This window comes from Chryseobacterium koreense CCUG 49689, assembly GCF_001045435.1.
Taxonomy (GTDB): Bacteria; Bacteroidota; Bacteroidia; order Flavobacteriales; family Weeksellaceae; genus Kaistella; species Kaistella koreensis.
Genome location: NZ_LFNG01000007.1, coordinates 105,538 through 123,324 on the forward strand (window position 1 = coordinate 105,538; position 17,787 = coordinate 123,324).

Genomic DNA, 17,787 nt, shown 5'->3' on the forward strand with positions numbered 1-17,787 from the left:
ATTTTTGCCTTCCGAAACTTTAGAATGTTGCCCACCATGGCTTCATTATTATGTTTAGGATAGCAAATACCACGTTCTATTGTTGAGTTACTATTTTTTTAGTATTTTTGCAAATGGATTTATTGAGAAAAATGACGAAAAATGACTAATGTTTACGAAAACATTCTAGGCTTAATCGGCAATACTCCAATGGTTAAACTGAATACGGTGACCAAGGATATTCCGGCAACTGTTTATGCCAAATTAGAATCTTATAATCCAGGACATTCCACCAAAGACAGAATCGCAATACACATCATTGAGGCTGCCGAAGAAAAAGGCATACTGAAACCCGGCTCCACTGTGGTAGAAACTACCTCTGGAAACACCGGTTTTTCCCTCGCAATGGTCTGCATCATCAAAGGATACCAATGTATTTTGGCGGTAAGCGACAAAACAAAAGCCGAGAAAATTGCCTATTTAAAGGCACTTGGAGCTACAGTTTACATTTGTCCCGCAAATGTTCCTGCAGATGATCCCCGATCTTACTATGAAGTTGCGAAGAGAATCCACGAAGAAACTCCGGGATCGATCTACATCAACCAATATTTCAACGAACTCAATGTTGATGCTCATTACAGAACAACAGGCCCGGAAATCTGGGAACAGACTCAGGGAAAAATCACTCACCTGATTGCCTGCACCGGAACCGGCGGCACTCTTTCCGGCTCAGCAAAATATTTAAAAGAAAAAAATCCAGATATTAAAGTAATCGGCGTTGATGCTTCCGGATCAATCCTCAAAGGATTTCACGAAACCGGAGAAATCAACAAAGACGAAATCCACCCTTACCAGATAGAGGGAATGGGAAAAAATCTGATTCCTTCTGCGCTTCATTTTGAACTTGTAGATGAATTTGTGAGGGTGAATGACGAGATGTCTGCGTACCGGACCAGAGAAATCGCCCTAAAAGAAGCTATCATGGGAGGTTATACCACAGGCGCCGTCGTTCAAGGTTTGATTCAATACGGCATTTCACACGAACTTTCCACCGAAGACGTGGTGGTGGCCATATTTCCGGATCACGGTTCCAGATACATCACGAAAGTTTACAGTGATCAATGGATGGCAGAACAAGGATTCCTAAACAATTGTGTACACAATTACGAAGAAGTTTTCAAAACAGAATTCGTTAAATAACAAAATAAGAACTTATCCTAAAGCCTTTTGTTTAAACGCAAAAGGTTTTTATTTGATTTCAGATTTCGCTAACTTTGTTAATTACTTTTAAAACTAAAATTACTTATTATAATGATAGATATTTTTGACCGGCTAAAAGAAAACCCCGGTCCATTGGGACAATTTGCAGATTATGGTGAAGGTTATTTTGTTTTTCCAAAATTGGAAGGTAAGATTGGCCCCAGAATGATGTTCCAGGGAAAAGAGGTCATTTTTTGGAGCGCTAATGATTATCTGGGACTTTGCAACCACCCGGAAGTTTTGGAGGCAGATGCAAAAGCAGCCGCAGAATACGGAATGTTTTATCCCATGGGAGCACGGGCAATGTCCGGCGAAACCGAACAGCACCAACAGCTTGAAAGAGAACTGGCGGAATTCGTGGGAAAAGAAGCAGCCTATCTTTTGAATTTTGGTTACCAAGGAATGCTTTCCACCATAGATGCGCTGGTTTCCAGACATGATGTCATTGTTTACGATTCGGATGCGCATGCCTGCATCGTGGATGGTGTTCGGCTGCATATGGGCAAAAGCTTCATGTTCAGACATAATGATGTAGAAAGCCTGGAAAAAAACCTGGAAAGAGCCACCAAAGTCGCAGAAGAACAAGGCGGCGGAATTCTGGTAATTACCGAAGGTGTTTTCGGAATGCGTGGCGAACAGGGAAAACTGAAGGAAATTTGTGCCTTAAAAGACCGATTCCGGTTCAGACTTTTGGTTGATGATGCCCATGGATTCGGAACTTTAGGTAAAACCGGAGCCGGAGCAGGTGAAGAACAAGGTTGCCAAGAACAAATCGACGTCTATTTCTCGACATTTGCGAAATCAATGGCGGGATTTGGAGCGTTTATCGCTGGTGAAAAAGATATTATCAGAATTTTAAAATATAATTTGCGGTCGCAAGTATTTGCAAAATCTTTGACGATGCCAATGGTCATCGGAGGTTTGAAAAGATTGGAACTCCTCCGATCAAGACCTGAAATCAAGGAAAAACTTTGGTACAACGTTCATAAACTGCAGGACGGATTGAGAGCAAGAGGATTCAATCTGGGAAATACCAATACCTGCGTCACCCCCGTCTATATGGAGGGAACCCCTGTAGAAGCAACCTTGCTTTCCAGGGATTTGAGAGAAAATTATGGAATCTTCACTTCGGTGGTGGTCTATCCGGTCATTCCCAAAGGCATGATTTTGTTACGTTTGATTCCTACTGCTTCACACACAGATTCAGAGATTGACGAAACCCTTGCCGCTTTTGAAAGCATCCACGAAAAATTAGTTGCCGGCGTTTATAAAGAACAGGCCAACAAACTTTTAGAGGAGCAAAATTTATCTTTTAAGGAGATTTAGAATTTTTCAAAACATTGATATCAACCGTTTGAAAAATTCAAACGGTTTTTTTAGCTTTAAAATCAACACAGAAAATTTATGAAACAAATTTTAATTACCAAAAACGATTACGCCAGAATTCATCAGGCCATAACGAATGCAAAACAAAGCAACTCCATCAAGAAAGAGGAAGCGGAGAAACTGCTGACCGAGCTCCATTCGGCAAAAGTGGTGAAATCTGAGGAAATTCCGGCAGATGTGGTAACCATGAACTCCATTGTGAAATTCCATTTTGAAAATAACAAGAAGGAGATGCAGTTTCAAATCGTTTATCCCAACCAGGCGGATTTCAAAAACGGAAAAGTTTCGATTTTTTCCCCGGTAGCAGCGGCCTTGATTGGGTATGGAGTTGATGATGAAATCGATTGGCTTGTGCCGTCGGGTGCCACGAAAATCATCATCGACGAAATTATTTATCAACCCGAAGCAGCCGGTGACCTGGATTTATGACGGGTGAACACGGCACAGAGCAATACAACCCATTTCAGTTTTTCTGGATGGGATTTTTTTGTGCTTCCGGCGATTTGGTTTGCGCCTCTCCAATTTCCAGTTTAGAGAGCCGTGGCTGCAGAAGTTTTGCAATAATTCCGGTCCAGCCGGTTTGATGGGAAGCGCCAACTCCCCTTCCACTGTCTCCATGAAAATATTCGTAAAACAGAATATAATCCTTGAAGTTCACGTCTTCCTGAAATCTCGGGTATTGTCCGTTGAAAGGGCGTTTTCCGTTTTCATCCTTTAAGAATAAACTCGCCAAACGCTTGCTCAGAAAATCGGCAATCTCGTCGAGATTCAAATAATTTCCGCTTCCGGTCGGACATTCCACTTTAAAGTCGGGGCTGTAATAAAAGAAAAATCGCTGTAAACTTTCGATGATCAGTGAATTTACCGGAAACCAGATAGGTCCTCGCCAGTTGCTGTTCCCGCCAAACATTCCCGAATCGCTTTCTGCCGGGAGATACTTTACGGAATAATCAATATTGTTCAGCTTCAAGGTGAATGGATTTGCCTCATATTCTTTGGATAAAGCACGAATTCCGAAATCGCTCAAAAACGCTTTTTCATCGAGCATCCTTTCCAACAACTTTTTCAAACGATGCCCCCGCAAAAGCGATAGCAAATGCTTGGACTCGCTTCCTTTCACCTGCCAATGAGAAACCAGTGCGGCAAGTTCCGGCTTGTTTTCCAGGACCCAGTCCATTCTTTCCTTAAACCGCGGTAATTTCTCCACGATTTCATCCTCGATCACTTCTACCGCAAACATTGGAATCAATCCGACTATCGTTCTTATTCTCAAAAATATGTTCGTTCCATCCTCCGCAGAAAGTGCGTCGTAGAAAAATTCATCTTCGTCATCCCAGAGCGAAAAATTGCTTTCCCCCATATTGTCTAAAGCATCTGCAATACTCAGAAAGTGTTCAAAGAATTTGGTAGCCAGTTCTTCATAAACCTTATTATAGAGCGCTAATTCCATCGCGATTCTCATCATATTGAGTGCAAATATCGCCATCCAGCTTGTTCCATCCGCCTGTTCTAATCGTTCTCCGTTTGGTAAATCCATATTTCTATCGAAAACACCTATATTGTCGAGTCCCAGAAATCCGCCTTCGAAAATATTGTTTCCATTGCTGTCTTTTTTATTAACCCACCAAGTGAAAGTCATCAACAGTTTTTGATAGACGCCTTCCAGAAATTCAAGGTCCGGTTTTCCATTTAATTTTTCGTCAATTTTAAAAACCCGAAATGCCGCCCATGCGTGAACCGGCGGATTCACATCAGAAAAATTCCATTCATAGGCAGGAAGCTGCCCATTCGGATGCATGAACCATTCCAAAGTCAGTAATTTCAGCTGTTGTTTTGCAAAATCCGGGTCCATCAATGAAAAACTGATCGTGTGAAAAGCCAAATCCCAAGTCGCAAACCAAGGATACTCCCATTTGTCTGGCATAGAGATAATGTCGAACGCATTAAAATTCTTCCAATCGAAATTTCGGATTTCTTCCCTCGATTTTGGTGGCCGGATTTCTGCGGGATCTCCCTTCAACCATTTTTCCACATTGTAGTGATAAAATTGTTTACTCCACAACATTCCTGCAAACGCCTGTCTTTGAACCAATTTTTCATCATCAGATGAAATCCCCTTTTGAATATCTGCATAAAAGTCGTCTGCTTCTTTTTGCCTTAAATTAAAGATTTCATCAAAATCCCTGAAAGGTTCATCAAAGCTTTGGTCACTTAATCTGAATTCAAAAACCCGGGTGGAATTTCCGGAAATCGTTTCATCAATGATAAAACTTGCTTTCGTTCCCTTTTCTTCTGCATTAATGGCCGACGAATTCCCATTCACCACAAAATCATTGATACCATCTTTGCAGAATTTCGCTAAATTAGGCTGCAAATAAAGTTTCTTAACATTGGTTTCGTTTTCGCAAAAAGCTTTTGTGGAGGAATTTTTAGCGTAAAAGTTTTTAATTCCTACTTCCCGATGGTCGATCATCATCCCATTTTCCGATCCGGATGAAAGTTGCGGTTTATAGCCATCATAACCCCAACTCCACGTATTTCTGAACCAAATCGTGGGCAGCAAAATAAGTGGTGCGTCATTTGAAGATCTGTTCACCACGGTAATTTTTACCAGAATATCTTCTTGAGAAGCTTTGGCGTATTCAATGAAAATGTCGAAATATTCATTTTGGTCAAAAATGCCCGTATCAATCAGCTCAAACTCCGGATTCTGTTTTCCGGCTTCCGCATTTTTTTGTAAAAGTTCTTCGTATGGAAAAGCATTTTGAGGATATTTATACAACATCTTCATATAAGAATGGGTCGGGACATTGTCTAAATAATAGTAATATTCCTTGACATCTTCGCCGTGATTTCCTTGACCATTGGTTAACCCGAAAAACCTTTCCTTCACCATTTTGTCCTTTTTATTCCACACACCGAGGGAAAAAACGAGCAACTGCTTATCATCGCAAATTCCGCAAATTCCTTCTTCGCCCCATCTGTAGGTTTTTGCTTCCGCAGAATCGTGTGTGGTATAATTCCATGCGTCGCCATTTGCACTGTAATCTTCGCGAACGAGCCCCCATTCTCGGTTGCTTACATAGGGACCCCATTTTTTCCAGGAGATATCGGGAATTCTTGATTTTTCTACCATTTGATTTTCAGTTTGAGATGATTTGCAATGGTTTGATTTGGTTTGGATTTTTTGACCACCCAGTCTTCTCCGCAGGCTACAATAAAGACACTCCTTCAAAGAAATCCGATAAAAATTATCCTCCGGTTGAGAATGATTCAAAAGTGGTCATGGCGCCATCAATAAAAACAGATGTTCCGGAAATATAGTCGGCTTTGTCGCTTGCCAGGAAAACGGCGAGGTTTCCAATATCTTCCGGTTGCCCGATTCGGTCATAAGGAATCAGTTTTAATAAGGAATCTAATGCTTCCGCGGTGTTCCATGCATTCGTATTGATAGGTGTTTGGATTGCTCCCGGACAAATGGAGTTCACCCGGATTTTTTGTCTGCCATATTCCTGTGCTAAAGTCTGCATCAACATTCTGATCGCACCTTTGCTCGATGCGTAATTGGCGTGTCCCGACCAAGGAATGATTTCATGAACGGATGAAATATGGATGATTTTGCCACAGGCGATGGAACGCGAGGTATCAATTCCTCTTCGCAAAAATTCCTTAATGGCTTCTCTTGCGCATAGAAAGTTCCCGGTGAGGTTTACTCCGATTACGGCATTCCATTGGTCAAAGGTCATTTCTGTGAATGGGGCATCTTTCTGGATTCCAGCATTATTGACCAAAATATCCACCGTTCCAAATTGTGAAACCACATCCTGAAACATCTTTATCACTTGGTCTTCTTTGGATACATCGCACATATAGACGATTCCGTTTCCGCCATGGTCGGTGATTTCTTTCAAAACTGCGTTGGCTTGCTCAAGTGCTCCAGCAAAAGGATAATTCACGATTACAGTAGCTCCCGATTCCGCCATTGATTTAGCGATTCCGGCACCGATTCCACTGGATGAACCTGTGATGATTGCGACTTGATTTTTCAGGGAAACTTCCATTTTAATTAAAGATTTAGAATTGAATATTTTCTCCATTCACTCAAAGTTAATAGAAAGTTTCGAGCCAAAACGGCAATGCGGAATTAAAGTTTTGTTAAAACTTAGTTTTGCTCCCCATTTTTATTGGATATTCATAAAAAAGGGACAAAAAAATTCCCGAAAAACTAATTTCGGGAATCTTTATCCTGTTCAAGGGGAAAATTACTCAGCTAGAATAATTCCTTTATTATTGCTAAATTCGATCACTCCACTTTTTACCGGAAACGAATAGACGCTGTCTTTTTCATTTTCCTTGGTGAAATGTTTTGCAAAATTTTCGGCAATCTCATTGGTGTAAATCCTTACCTTTCCACCATTCAGGGAAGCCACAATTGCTGCGTGATCTCTCTTGATATGGAAATCGCCATTTTTTCCGGGAAGAAGAACTGAATCCACTTCGCCTTCAAAAACCACAAATTCCGGAGTTAATATCTTAATATTCATTATTTCAGACTTAAAGAGTAAAGAGCAAAGAAAAAAGGCAAAATTTATGTTCTTTTTTCTTTCTTCTATTTTCTAATTATGCGTTTTCTGCCAACATTTTCTGGCCGTGCTCAATCGCTTCCTCGATGGTTCCTTTCAGGTTGAAAGCAGCTTCCGGAAGGTGATCCAACTCACCGTCGATGATCATGTTGAAACCTTTGATGGTATCTTTGATGTCCACCAATGCTCCTTTCAAACCGGTAAACTGTTCTGCAACGTGGAACGGCTGGGAAAGGAATCTCTGCACTTTTCTTGCACGGTACACTGCAAGCTTATCTTCTTCTGAAAGTTCTTCCATCCCAAGAATCGCGATGATATCTTGCAATGCTTTGTATTTCTGAAGGATTTCTTTTACTCTTTGTGCACAATCGTAATGTTCGTTACCCAAAATTTCAGGGGTCAAGATTCTTGAAGTTGAAGCCAATGGATCCACCGCCGGATAAATACCCAATGAAGCAATTTTTCTGTCCAATACGGTAGTTGCATCCAAGTGGGCAAAAGTTGTTGCCGGAGCCGGGTCAGTCAAGTCATCCGCAGGAACGTAGATCGCCTGAACGGAAGTAATGGAACCGTTCTTGGTGGAAGTTATTCTTTCCTGCATCGCACCCATTTCGGAAGCCAGAGTTGGTTGGTAACCTACTGCAGACGGCATCCTTCCCAAAAGTGCAGATACCTCTGAACCAGCCTGTGTAAAACGGAAAATGTTGTCAACGAAGAACAAAACGTCTCTTCCCTGTCCTTGTCCGTCACCGTCACGGAAATATTCTGCGATGGTCAAACCGGAAAGTGCAACTCTCGCTCTTGCTCCAGGTGGCTCGTTCATCTGTCCGAAAACGAAAGTACATTTAGAGTCTTTCATCTCTTCAAGATTCACTTTAGACAAATCCCAACCTCCTTGTTCCATGGAGTGCATGAACTCGTCACCATATTTAATAATGCCTGATTCCAGCATTTCTCTCAAAAGGTCGTTTCCTTCTCTCGTTCTTTCACCAACACCTGCGAAAACGGAAAGTCCACCGTGTCCTTTAGCGATATTGTTGATCAATTCCTGGATCAATACGGTTTTACCAACTCCTGCTCCACCGAACAAACCGATTTTACCACCTTTTGCATAAGGTTCAATCAGGTCGATTACTTTAATTCCTGTAAAAAGGACTTCCGCAGAAGTGGAAAGTTGGTCAAATTTTGGTGCTTCTCTGTGGATAGGCAGACCTGTATTTTTAGAAACCTGCTGAATTCCGTCGATCGCATCACCCACTACGTTGAATAGACGCCCGTAAACACCGTCACCAGTGGGCATCGTGATTTGGTTTCCGGAACCGATCACTTCCTGACCTCTTTGAAGTCCGTCTGTAGCATCCATCGCGATACATCTTACAGAATCTTCACCGATATGTTGTTCTACTTCAAGTACAAGTTTAGTCCCATCGTGCTTTGTGATTTCCAAAGCGTCATAAATCTTTGGAAGTGCTTCTGCATCTGCAAAAACCACGTCGATAACCGGACCGATAATTTGAGAAATTTTTCCTTTAATCTGGTTTGCCATTACTAAATTTTTTCGTGTGTGCAAATATAGTGATATTTGGCAAATCTGCAATTTTGGGTCAAGAAGATTTTTGTCATATTATTTGTTGGAAGTTTGCAGATTGATGGTCCTAGTTATTTAACCATTTAATTAATTTAAAAATAGATATTTTTGCAAATCAAAATTTCTTGGTTTGAACATCACTAAAGACTTAAGCACCTATTCTTCAACTACCCCACTTTCTCTTTCCATCGGGATGTTCGACGGCGTTCACAAAGGCCATCAAAGCATTATCAAAAAACTTAACGCCATTGCAGAAAAGAAAAATCTGGAATCCGCGGTGTTTACTTTCTGGCCGCATCCGCGAAAGGTTTTCAATCCTGACGAGGAACTTCATCTTTTGAACACCATCGACGAAAAAACTTACCTTCTGGAAAAAAACGGTGTACAAAACTTGATCTTAAAAGAATTCGACGAACCGTTCCGAAACTTGACCGGAGCGGAATTCGTGGAACAGATTCTGGTAGAAAAACTGAACGTGAAACACCTGATCATCGGTTATGACCACACTTTCGGGAAAAATAAAAGCGGCGACTTCAACCTCTTGAAAAAGATGGCCGCAGAATTTGGTTTTGAAGTGGAACAAGTGGAGGCAGTGGATTATAAAAGCAGGCACATCAGTTCCACGCAAATCAGAAATGCTTTAAGGGATGGAAATGTGAAAGATGCCGCAGAAATGTTGGGTTACGTGTATTCCGTTTCCGGAAAAGTGATTCACGGCAAGAAAATCGGCAGAACCATCGGTTATCCCACGGCAAATATTTCCGTGCATCCCATGAAACTTTTGCCGAAAAAAGGCGCCTACATCGTGGACGTTTTCGTGAAGAACCAACAACTCAAAGGAATGTTGAGCATCGGGACCAATCCCACCGTTGACGGGAATTCACTTTCCACAGAAGTTTATATTCTGGATTTTGAGACTGACATTTATGGGGAGGAAATCTCCGTGAATTTCAGGGAATTCCTGCATGACGAAATCAAGTTTGAAAGCATAGAAAAACTCATTGAAAGACTGGATGAGGATAAAAAACTGACCGAAGCATTTTACCGTTAGGAATTCATCACTTCTTCGCGTTTCGCCTTCGTCAATGACGAAAAAACAAGATCATAGGAAGCATCCACCAGTTTCAAAATCAAATCCCTTTTCAAACCTTCACAAACCACGGTATTCCAATGCGTTTTACTCATGTGATATGCACCGGTAATCTGCGGATGTCGCTCGCGAAGTTCCTCGCTCCATTCGGGATCGGTTTTCACGGAAATGGTCAGTGGCTGCTTTTCCAGGGGAATCAGCATAAACATTTTGCCTCCTACTTTCAAGACCAAGGTTTCCTCATTGAAAGGAAAGGTTTCCTCCACTCCTTTTTTGCGGTTGCAGTGATCTAATAATTCGGTCATATCCATACACTTCAACGATTTTGAACTTATATACAAATTTAGTAATTTTATCCATTATTGCTTTTTACTGCCGATCTATAAACCATGTTATGAAAGCACTCGTCATCGGCGCGACTGGCGCTACCGGAAAAGATTTGGTAAACAAACTCCTGCAGGACCAAGATTTCGAGGAGGTGGATGTATTTGTGCGGAAGCCATTACATATTGAACACCCAAAACTGAACACCCATGTGGTGGATTTTGAAAAACCCGAGGAATGGAAGGATTTGGTAAAAGGTGATGTGGCTTTCTCCTGCCTCGGAACCACCCTGAAAACCGCAGGTAGCAAAGAGGCACAGCGAAAAGTGGATTTCGGGTACCAATACCATTTCGCCAAAGCCGCACGGGAAAATGAAGTGGAAGACTATATTTTGGTTTCGTCTTATGGTGCAAATCCAAACTCAAAAATCTTTTACTCGCGAATGAAGGGCGAACTGGAGCAGGCCGTAAAAAACCTCCACTTCCACAAAATCACCATCTTCCAGCCGGGAATGCTCGAAAGAAAAGACACGGACCGAACCGGTGAAGTTTTAGGGGGAAAAATCATCAAATTCGCGAACAAACTTGGCATGCTCGAAAGCCAAAAGCCATTGCCTACTGCAGTTTTGGCACAAGCGATGGTAAACTCCTCGAAGATCAAATCCTATGGTTATTCCAAAATTAAACTCGGATGCATTTTCAACTTTGCGGAAAAAACAAAACAATAAGAAAATGGGGTTAAAAAAATTGAACCATTTGGAATTCCATATTTTCCGGAATCATTTCAACTCCTATTTTGATTTTTTCGTCCGCTAAATTCCATTTTGGTGCGACACCAAATTGAAAGCGAAAGTTATGTTTTGGTTTTTCAGGCTACATTTGATTCTGTAATTGGAAATAAACGATAGAAAAAAATGTAAATCCCCGAAAAAGTCAATAGGTATGGTTTATCTTTGCGGCTAAAATTAAAAAATGAAAAAGATATTTACTGTATTTGCATTGGTTTTTTTACTGTCATTGAGTGCTCAGAATTTATTGGTCAATGGTAGTTTTGAAAATTGGACTTCCGGAAATCCCGATGGCTGGCTTGGCTCCGCAACTAATTTAGGAATTGCGAGCATGAACGTATCTGATGATGCACAAGACGGTTTAAAATCTATAAAATTGGACAACTCATCAACCACGCACAGAAGATTCAGTTCGCAAGCCGTCAATCTGACAGCGGATACCAACTATATTTTGACTTTTTATGTGAAAGGTAGTGGCGAAGTAAGAAATGCATGGCTTGGAAGCGATTACTCAAGCTACACTGCCTATTCTGCTGCTGGCAGCGAGTGGCAAAAAATTACCTACAAGTTTACAACCGGACCAATGGCAACAGGCGCCGAGATCATTTTTTCTGTTCGAAGTACCGGAGTTGAAGGAATTTTAATCGACAATGCCGTGTTGGTCGTTGACACAGGGGGACAGTTGGGTTTAAACGACAATGAAACAGACGCCATTTCGATGAGTACCGATTGGACACACCACGCCGACTTTAGCACAAAAGGAAAAGCACAGGTAGAAATCTACAACTTAAATGGCCAATTGATGCAGACCGCCACCGGCAGTAATCATTTTGGAGTGGATGTGAGTTTGCTGCCAAAAGGAGTTTATGCCGTGAAAATCAATATTGATGGACAAATTACCATTAAAAAAGCCATCAAAAAACAATAATCTGTTCTCGGTAATAAGGCTGGTTCAAATCAACCTGTACGCAGTTCACGTTTTTGATTGTTCGTTTTCGAAGCGGTCTATTAAATAGTTTCAAAATTATTTCCTAGAAGACACCGCATTAAAAAACCGCTCCAAAATCCATTGGAGCGGTTTTAATTATTTGATACTTTCAAGTCTAAAACTTGATCACGTCTTTCATTTTTTCGTTTTCTTCGTTGACCAAATCATCGTCCACCAAGATTTTTCCAGAGTGTTCATCGATGATGATTTTCTTTCTTTGTGCAATTTCCATTTGTTTTTGTGGCGGAATTGTGAAGAAAGAACCTTTTGGCGCACCTCTTTCCAAACCTACCACAGCAAGTCCGTTTCTTGAACTGGTGCGGATTCTCTGGTAAGAAGCTAGGAGTCTCTCGTCGATATTTTTCGCGAATTCTTTGGATTTTTCCAACAGATATTCTTCTTCTTTCTGGGTTTCGGCAATCAGACTGTCAAGCTCTTCTTTTTTGAATTTCAAGTGCGTTTTCAGCTCATCAATTTTAGCACTGAGTTCATCCAGGGTTTCTTTTTTATGAGCAATTTTGGCACTAAATTCTTTGATTCTTTTTTCAGCCAGCTGGATTTCCAGATCCTGGAACTCGATTTCTTTTCCAAGTGCCTCGAACTCTTTGTTATTTCGCACATTGTCCTGTTGACTCTTGTACTTTTCGATCAAAGATTTGGAATGGTTGATGACTTCATTTTTATTTTTGATTTCATCGTCCTGCTCTTTGATTTCCGACTGAAATTTCTCAGCCCTTTTTTCAAGCCCTTCAATTTCAATTTCCAGATCTTCCACCTCAATCGGCAGTTCGCCTCTGGTGTTTCGGATTTCATCTAATCTGGAATCGATGATTTGCAGGTCATATAGAGCTCTTAGCTTGTCTTCGACAGAGATTTCTACAGTTTTCTTAGCCATATTTATAGAAAATAATTTACGGGGTTGGTTTTCTCGGTAGATTTTGAGACTGCAAATTTAGGAAAAATTTCCGACAAAATCTCAACTAATTGTTGGGTTACAAATTGTTCCGACTCAAAATGCCCGATGTCGCAAAGCAGCATTTTACCTGCTGTTTGAAAGAAATCGTGGTACTTGAGGTCGCCCGTCAAATAGGCGTCGCACCGATTGGCCAATGCTGCCTGAATTCCGCTCGCTCCACTTCCACCCAAAACTCCTACCCTTCTGATCTTCTTTGAATTAAATCCGGAATGGCGAATTATTTTCAGGTCAAATGTCTTTTTTACGAAACGCAGGAAATCTGCCTCATCCATTTCTTTTTCCAAATCGCCGTATCTTCCCAATCCAGAGAAATGGTTCTCATTTTCCAGACTGATGATTTGGTAGGCCACTTCCTCATAAGGATGTGCAGATTTCATGGCGGCGATAATTTGGTTTTGCTTAAAGTTTTCAAAAATCACGGAAACCACTTCTTCGTCGCTATTTTCACGAATGCCCATTGTTCCAGAAAATGGGTTTGCGCCTTCAATTGGTCTGAACGTTCCCTTTCCGGGAATCGAAAAACTACATTCGTCATAAAACCCGATATTTCCCGCACCGGCCTCAAACAAAGCCGTTTTCACCTGCTCCGCAAAATCTTTCGGCACATACACTTCGAGTTTCTTTAAATTTTGGGATTTTGGCATCAGGATTTTTTGATCCTTTAAGCCTAAAGCTTCACAAATCCCAAAATTCACGCCGTAAAAATCATTGTCAAAAGCAGTATGGACCGCGTAAATCGCAATTTTATTCTCGATGGCCTTCATTACCGATTTTTCCACATAATTCCTTCCTGTCAATGATTTCAAGCCAGAAAAAACGATCGGGTGAAATGCCACAATCAAATTATGATTTTTGCGGATGGCTTCATCGACCACATTTTCCAAAGCATCATGACAAACCAGCATCCCACTGATTTCCCGATCCGGATTTCCGCAAATAAGTCCCACATTATCAAAATCTTCCGCCTGTTTCAGGGGGAGTTTCTTTTCAAATTCACCTATGAATTCCTTAATTTTCATCAGTTCTAATTATTTGAACGAAGATAATCATTTGTCTTCATTTCACTAAGTTTGCACTGACCAATCTTAAATCTATGCAAAAAGAACATACGTATTTGCCGGAAAAAGTGCGTTGGAAACGGAAGGTTTACAGGATTATCTTCAAGTCGGACACCAAGATGGGTCGGCTTTTTGACATTATCCTATTGTTATTGATTGTTATCAGCACCTTCATTGTGATGATGGAAAGTGTGAAGGTCTATGATGCCAAGCTTCATAAAATCTTCATTTTGTTGGAAATCTTCATCAGCATTGTGTTCACCGTGGAATATATGCTTAGGATTATCACCATCAGAAATAAGCGGGAGTATATTTTCAGTTTTTTTGGCATTACTGATTTATTGGCGATTGTTCCGTTTTACTTGAGTTTGTTCTTCCCGATCACCAAATATTTCCTCATTCTCAGGATGCTCCGAATGTTGAGAATTTTCCGGATTCTGAACCTCATGGACTTTATGAACGACGGTTACCTGATTGTCAATGCGATGCGGAAAAGTTCCAGAAAAATCTACATCTTTCTTTTGTTTTTAATGATTTTTTCGGTGATTTCCGGTTCCATTGTCTTTATGATTGAGGGTGGAAGACCCGGATTTGAAAGTATTCCCCAAAGTATTTACTGGGCTGTAGTGACGGTCACCACGGTGGGTTACGGAGACGTGGCTCCCCACACTCCTTTGGGAAAACTATTCTCCATTATCATGATGATTTCCGGATACGCGATTATTGCGACCGGGATTGTAACCAATGAAATGAGGAATAAATCAGGGGTCAAAAACACCTCCTGCATCCGGTGCGGAAACAGTCAGAATGATTCTGATGCAAGATTTTGCAAAACTTGCGGCGAAAAACTTCCCGCGGAAGATTTACCGGAAACCGTATCCGGAACTTAACTTTAAATCTTCAGCAGTTCGATGGTGCGCTCCGGATCTTCTGAAGAAAAAACTGCGTTTCCGGCTACCAAAACATCTGCGCCGGCATCGAAAAGTTTGGCTGCATTTTCTAGATTCACTCCGCCATCTACCTGAATCAGGGCGGTGGAATTATTCGAAAGGATCAAATCTTTGGTTTCCGCGATTTTCTTGTAAGTATTTTCAATGAATTTTTGTCCGCCAAATCCCGGATTCACGCTCATTAGCAGCACCAGATCCACCTCTGCGATGATGTCTTCCAACATCAGAACCGGGGTTGCCGGATTGAGCACCACTCCTGCTTTTGCTCCCCTTTTTTGGATCAGGTCGATGGTCCGGTGCAAATGAATACTCGCTTCGTAATGAACGGAAACCAAATCCGCCCCCATTTCGATGAACTGTTCCACATATTTTTCAGGTTCCACGATCATCAGATGCACATCCACGAATTTTTTCGAGAATTTCTGGATGGTCTTCATCACCGGGAATCCGAAGGAAATATTGGGAACAAATCTTCCGTCCATCACATCCACATGAAGCCAGTCTGCCTGCGAGCGGTTCAGCATTTCTATATCTCTTTCCAAATTTCCGAAATCCGCCGACAGCAGAGATGGCGCGATGAGTTTTGTTTTCATTAAAAAATGTTTGAGGTTTGAGGCCTGTCTGCCGACAGGTAGGTTTAAGGTTTGATGTTTCGAGTTCCAGTTTTCAAGTTTCAAATTTTAAATTACTAATTGTTAATTCCTAATTATTAATTTTTCATTCGTAATTCGTATTTCGTCCTCCCTTAATGGTATTTCAACTTCATCGTTGGCTTTATCCTAAGCAGTGTTTCATAGATCAATTGTATCACATTGGACACATCCTCTTTTGCCACCATTTCCACAGTGGTATGCATATATCTTAAAGGCAAAGAGATCAGCGCGCTCGGCACACCACCGTTGGAATGTGCAAATGCATCGGTATCCGTTCCAGTGGATCGGCTTGCCGCAGCTCTTTGAAAAGGAATTTTCTTTGATTTGGCGGTTTCCACCACCAGTTCGCGGATATGGTGATGCACACTCGGCGCAAAGAAAATCACCGGTCCGTCACCGCATTTCTGGTCGCCTTCCTTTTTCTTTTCGATCATGGGGGTCGAGGTGTCGTGCGTCACATCTGTCACGATGGCAATATTTGGCTTAATGGTATCTGCGATCATATCTGCGCCATAAAGTCCGACTTCCTCTTGTACCGAATTCGTGATATATAATCCGAATGGGAGCTGATCTTTGTTTTGTTTTAAAAGTCTGGCCACTTCTGCAATCATGAACCCACCTATTCTGTTATCTAGCGCTCTGCCGACAAAATAGCGGTCGTTCAACTCAAAAAACTCGTCAGGATAAGTGATCATGCATCCCACAAAAACGCCTAAATCTTCGACCTCTTTTTTTGTTTTTGCGCCACAATCGATGAAAATATTTTCAATTTTAGGGGTGGTTTCTTTTTCGGCACCTATTCTGGTGTGGATTGCAGGCCAGCCGAAAACGCCTTTCACCACTCCTTTTTCGCCGTGAATATGGACTATTTTTGAAGGCGCGATCATTTGGTCGGAACCGCCATTTCTGATGACATAGATCAAACCATCATCTGTGATATAATTCACGTACCATGAGATTTCATCTGCATGAGCTTCAATCACTACTTTAAACTCTGCGTCGGGATTCACGATTCCGTAGCAGGTTCCGTAATGGTCAAATTCAATTTTATCCACAAATGGTTTGATAAAGTTCATCCAAAGTTCCTGGCCACGCTGTTCGTAACCGGTTGGTGAAGCGGTGTTGAGGTATTCTTGTAAGAATTTTAATGATTTATTTTCGAATTTCATAAAAAGGAATGAATTTTGCAGCGGTAAGCTTCGATTTAATTGGAAGTAAAAATAATGAAATTTAACAAATATGCGCTCTTTTTTCTTTTGTTTTCGGCATTTTCGCTGAATTCTCAAGTGATTCAGCAGCTGAAGCCTATCAGTGAGTACCCCCCTGAACTGCTGCGCACCGATGAATTTGGGAACAAATACTATTATGATGAGATTCAAAAAGCGCGGGTCTATGAAATCAACGGAGAAAACGTGGTGGTCATGGATGAACTCGTTTTGGTCAATAAGCCGCGGTTCAACAACAGCCTGGACCAAAATTACTACTACTTTCTGAACAAAAAGCTCTACCGGGTTTACCCGCTTTTCCTCACCGCGTTGGAGCAGTACCGAGATATCCAGAAAGATATGCAGGATATGGACAAACCATCTAAAAGAAAATTCGTCAACGAAAAACAAAAAGAATTGGCGAGCCAATATGAGCTTCAGCTTCGGGATCTGACCACCACTGAAGGCCGGGTTTTCGCAAAATTAATGTACCGTGCCACCGGTAAAAATGTTTACGAGATCATCAAAGAGCTTCGCGGCGGGTGGAGCGCATTCTGGTGGAATGTGAAAGGAAATATTGCCGATGTGAGCATCAAGGATCCTTATGACCCCCATGCAGACCGAACAGACCAGTTCATCGAATCGCTGCTTCAAAGTAATTGGAATGCGGGTTATCTGACTCCATACCCAGGCTACCGGGATTTTAAGGTGCAGAAATAGGCAGCTGTTTATTTTTTTTGAAACGCAAAGAATTCTATTTTAATTACGCTCTATTTTAGATAGCAAAGTCTTATCCGCTAAAGCGAATTGATTAAGCGCGCGCTTAATCCGCGGATTTATACGCAATCTTTGTTTAATGCAATTTTGCAGGCTGAAAGAAAATCTTTGCGTCTGAATTATGATGAGAAATGATTCGTGCATTGACTCTGTCGAATCTTCGATTTCGTGGGAAAAAGAATC

The 17,787-nt window shown here is 41.4% G+C and carries 17 protein-coding genes; 8 read left to right on the forward strand and 9 right to left on the reverse strand.

The features are described from left to right. Window positions 1-141: 141 nt before the first annotated feature. From ACM44_RS06800 to rnk, 3 genes are all read left to right on the forward strand, one after another. A complete protein-coding gene (locus tag ACM44_RS06800; RefSeq protein ID WP_048499276.1) occupies window positions 142-1,179 on the forward strand; it encodes a PLP-dependent cysteine synthase family protein in 1,038 nt (345 codons plus the stop codon). A 114-nt stretch (window positions 1,180-1,293) separates the two neighbouring features. After that, window positions 1,294-2,565: an aminotransferase class I/II-fold pyridoxal phosphate-dependent enzyme gene (locus ACM44_RS06805; protein ID WP_183325412.1), complete on the forward strand. Its 1,272-nt coding sequence runs from the start codon at window positions 1,294-1,296 to the stop codon at window positions 2,563-2,565. 78 nt (window positions 2,566-2,643) lie between these two features. Further along, the gene (gene rnk, locus ACM44_RS06810; RefSeq protein WP_048499278.1) at window positions 2,644-3,054 is read left to right on the forward strand and encodes a nucleoside diphosphate kinase regulator; all 411 of its coding nucleotides are present in this window, start codon (window positions 2,644-2,646) and stop codon (window positions 3,052-3,054) included. A 34-nt stretch (window positions 3,055-3,088) separates the two neighbouring features. Here rnk and ACM44_RS06815 read toward each other — a convergent pair whose 3' ends face one another. From ACM44_RS06815 to atpD, 4 genes are all read right to left on the reverse strand, one after another. Beyond that, the gene (locus tag ACM44_RS06815; protein WP_048499279.1) at window positions 3,089-5,761 is read right to left on the reverse strand and encodes an MGH1-like glycoside hydrolase domain-containing protein; all 2,673 of its coding nucleotides are present in this window, start codon (window positions 5,759-5,761) and stop codon (window positions 3,089-3,091) included. Between the two features lie 115 nt (window positions 5,762-5,876). Continuing rightward, window positions 5,877-6,686 carry a glucose 1-dehydrogenase gene (locus tag ACM44_RS06820; protein WP_048499304.1) on the reverse strand — a complete coding sequence of 270 codons (810 nt, stop codon included), beginning with the start codon at window positions 6,684-6,686 and terminating at the stop codon, window positions 5,877-5,879. 201 nt (window positions 6,687-6,887) lie between these two features. Further along, window positions 6,888-7,169, reverse strand: a complete 282-nt coding sequence (locus ACM44_RS06825) for a F0F1 ATP synthase subunit epsilon (protein ID WP_048499280.1) — start codon at window positions 7,167-7,169, stop codon at window positions 6,888-6,890. A gap of 76 nt (window positions 7,170-7,245) precedes the next feature. Next, window positions 7,246-8,754 carry a F0F1 ATP synthase subunit beta gene (gene atpD / locus ACM44_RS06830; RefSeq protein ID WP_048499281.1) on the reverse strand — a complete coding sequence of 503 codons (1,509 nt, stop codon included), beginning with the start codon at window positions 8,752-8,754 and terminating at the stop codon, window positions 7,246-7,248. Between the two features lie 172 nt (window positions 8,755-8,926). On the opposite strand from atpD, the gene ACM44_RS06835 reads away from it, so the two are divergent. Next, entirely contained in the window at window positions 8,927-9,847 is a 921-nt protein-coding gene (locus ACM44_RS06835; RefSeq protein WP_048499282.1) for a bifunctional riboflavin kinase/FAD synthetase, read from the forward strand. On the opposite strand, the gene ACM44_RS06840 is transcribed toward ACM44_RS06835, so the two are convergent. After that, a complete protein-coding gene (locus ACM44_RS06840; protein ID WP_048499283.1) occupies window positions 9,844-10,197 on the reverse strand; it encodes an MmcQ/YjbR family DNA-binding protein in 354 nt (117 codons plus the stop codon). The genes ACM44_RS06835 and ACM44_RS06840 overlap by 4 nt on opposite strands. Window positions 10,198-10,280: 83 nt before the next feature. On the opposite strand from ACM44_RS06840, the gene ACM44_RS06845 reads away from it, so the two are divergent. Both ACM44_RS06845 and ACM44_RS06850 read left to right on the forward strand, forming a co-directional pair. Then, on the forward strand, window positions 10,281-10,937 hold the full coding sequence (locus tag ACM44_RS06845; protein WP_048499284.1) for an NAD(P)H-binding protein: 657 nt from the start codon (window positions 10,281-10,283) through the stop codon (window positions 10,935-10,937). Window positions 10,938-11,181: 244 nt separating this feature from the next. Further along, on the forward strand, window positions 11,182-11,925 hold the full coding sequence (locus ACM44_RS06850) for a T9SS type A sorting domain-containing protein (protein ID WP_048499285.1): 744 nt from the start codon (window positions 11,182-11,184) through the stop codon (window positions 11,923-11,925). Window positions 11,926-12,100: 175 nt separating this feature from the next. Here ACM44_RS06850 and ACM44_RS06855 read toward each other — a convergent pair whose 3' ends face one another. Together ACM44_RS06855 and ACM44_RS06860 are read right to left on the reverse strand one after the other, a co-directional pair. Then, entirely contained in the window at window positions 12,101-12,880 is a 780-nt protein-coding gene (locus tag ACM44_RS06855; RefSeq protein WP_048499286.1) for a zinc ribbon domain-containing protein, read from the reverse strand. 2 nt (window positions 12,881-12,882) lie between these two features. Continuing rightward, complete coding sequence (locus ACM44_RS06860) at window positions 12,883-13,980, reverse strand: Nif3-like dinuclear metal center hexameric protein (RefSeq protein WP_048499287.1); 1,098 nt, start codon at window positions 13,978-13,980, stop codon at window positions 12,883-12,885. Window positions 13,981-14,054: 74 nt separating this feature from the next. Between ACM44_RS06860 and ACM44_RS06865 the strand changes: the two genes are divergently transcribed. Continuing rightward, window positions 14,055-14,909, forward strand: a complete 855-nt coding sequence (locus ACM44_RS06865) for an ion transporter (RefSeq protein ID WP_048499288.1) — start codon at window positions 14,055-14,057, stop codon at window positions 14,907-14,909. A gap of 2 nt (window positions 14,910-14,911) precedes the next feature. On the opposite strand, the gene rpe is transcribed toward ACM44_RS06865, so the two are convergent. Next, complete coding sequence (gene rpe / locus ACM44_RS06870) at window positions 14,912-15,562, reverse strand: ribulose-phosphate 3-epimerase (RefSeq protein WP_048499289.1); 651 nt, start codon at window positions 15,560-15,562, stop codon at window positions 14,912-14,914. 152 nt (window positions 15,563-15,714) lie between these two features. Beyond that, a complete protein-coding gene (locus ACM44_RS06875) occupies window positions 15,715-16,791 on the reverse strand; it encodes a M42 family metallopeptidase (protein WP_048499290.1) in 1,077 nt (358 codons plus the stop codon). Between the two features lie 54 nt (window positions 16,792-16,845). On the opposite strand from ACM44_RS06875, the gene ACM44_RS06880 reads away from it, so the two are divergent. Further along, window positions 16,846-17,547: a DUF4294 domain-containing protein gene (locus ACM44_RS06880; protein WP_048499291.1), complete on the forward strand. Its 702-nt coding sequence runs from the start codon at window positions 16,846-16,848 to the stop codon at window positions 17,545-17,547. The last annotated feature ends 240 nt before the right edge of the window (window positions 17,548-17,787 follow it).

Coding starts and splice junctions, on each gene's coding strand:
- ACM44_RS06800 (WP_048499276.1), top strand. CDS start 142: ATGACTAATGTTTACGAAAACATTCTAGGCTTAATCGGCAATACTCCA.
- rnk (WP_048499278.1), top strand. CDS start 2,644: ATGAAACAAATTTTAATTACCAAAAACGATTACGCCAGAATTCATCAG.
- ACM44_RS06815 (WP_048499279.1), bottom strand. CDS start 5,761: ATGGTAGAAAAATCAAGAATTCCCGATATCTCCTGGAAAAAATGGGGT.
- ACM44_RS06820 (WP_048499304.1), bottom strand. CDS start 6,686: ATGGAAGTTTCCCTGAAAAATCAAGTCGCAATCATCACAGGTTCATCC.
- ACM44_RS06825 (WP_048499280.1), bottom strand. CDS start 7,169: ATGAATATTAAGATATTAACTCCGGAATTTGTGGTTTTTGAAGGCGAA.
- atpD (WP_048499281.1), bottom strand. CDS start 8,754: ATGGCAAACCAGATTAAAGGAAAAATTTCTCAAATTATCGGTCCGGTT.
- ACM44_RS06840 (WP_048499283.1), bottom strand. CDS start 10,197: ATGGATATGACCGAATTATTAGATCACTGCAACCGCAAAAAAGGAGTG.
- ACM44_RS06845 (WP_048499284.1), top strand. CDS start 10,281: ATGAAAGCACTCGTCATCGGCGCGACTGGCGCTACCGGAAAAGATTTG.
- ACM44_RS06850 (WP_048499285.1), top strand. CDS start 11,182: ATGAAAAAGATATTTACTGTATTTGCATTGGTTTTTTTACTGTCATTG.
- ACM44_RS06855 (WP_048499286.1), bottom strand. CDS start 12,880: ATGGCTAAGAAAACTGTAGAAATCTCTGTCGAAGACAAGCTAAGAGCT.
- ACM44_RS06860 (WP_048499287.1), bottom strand. CDS start 13,980: ATGAAAATTAAGGAATTCATAGGTGAATTTGAAAAGAAACTCCCCCTG.
- ACM44_RS06865 (WP_048499288.1), top strand. CDS start 14,055: ATGCAAAAAGAACATACGTATTTGCCGGAAAAAGTGCGTTGGAAACGG.
- rpe (WP_048499289.1), bottom strand. CDS start 15,562: ATGAAAACAAAACTCATCGCGCCATCTCTGCTGTCGGCGGATTTCGGA.
- ACM44_RS06875 (WP_048499290.1), bottom strand. CDS start 16,791: ATGAAATTCGAAAATAAATCATTAAAATTCTTACAAGAATACCTCAAC.
- ACM44_RS06880 (WP_048499291.1), top strand. CDS start 16,846: ATGAAATTTAACAAATATGCGCTCTTTTTTCTTTTGTTTTCGGCATTT.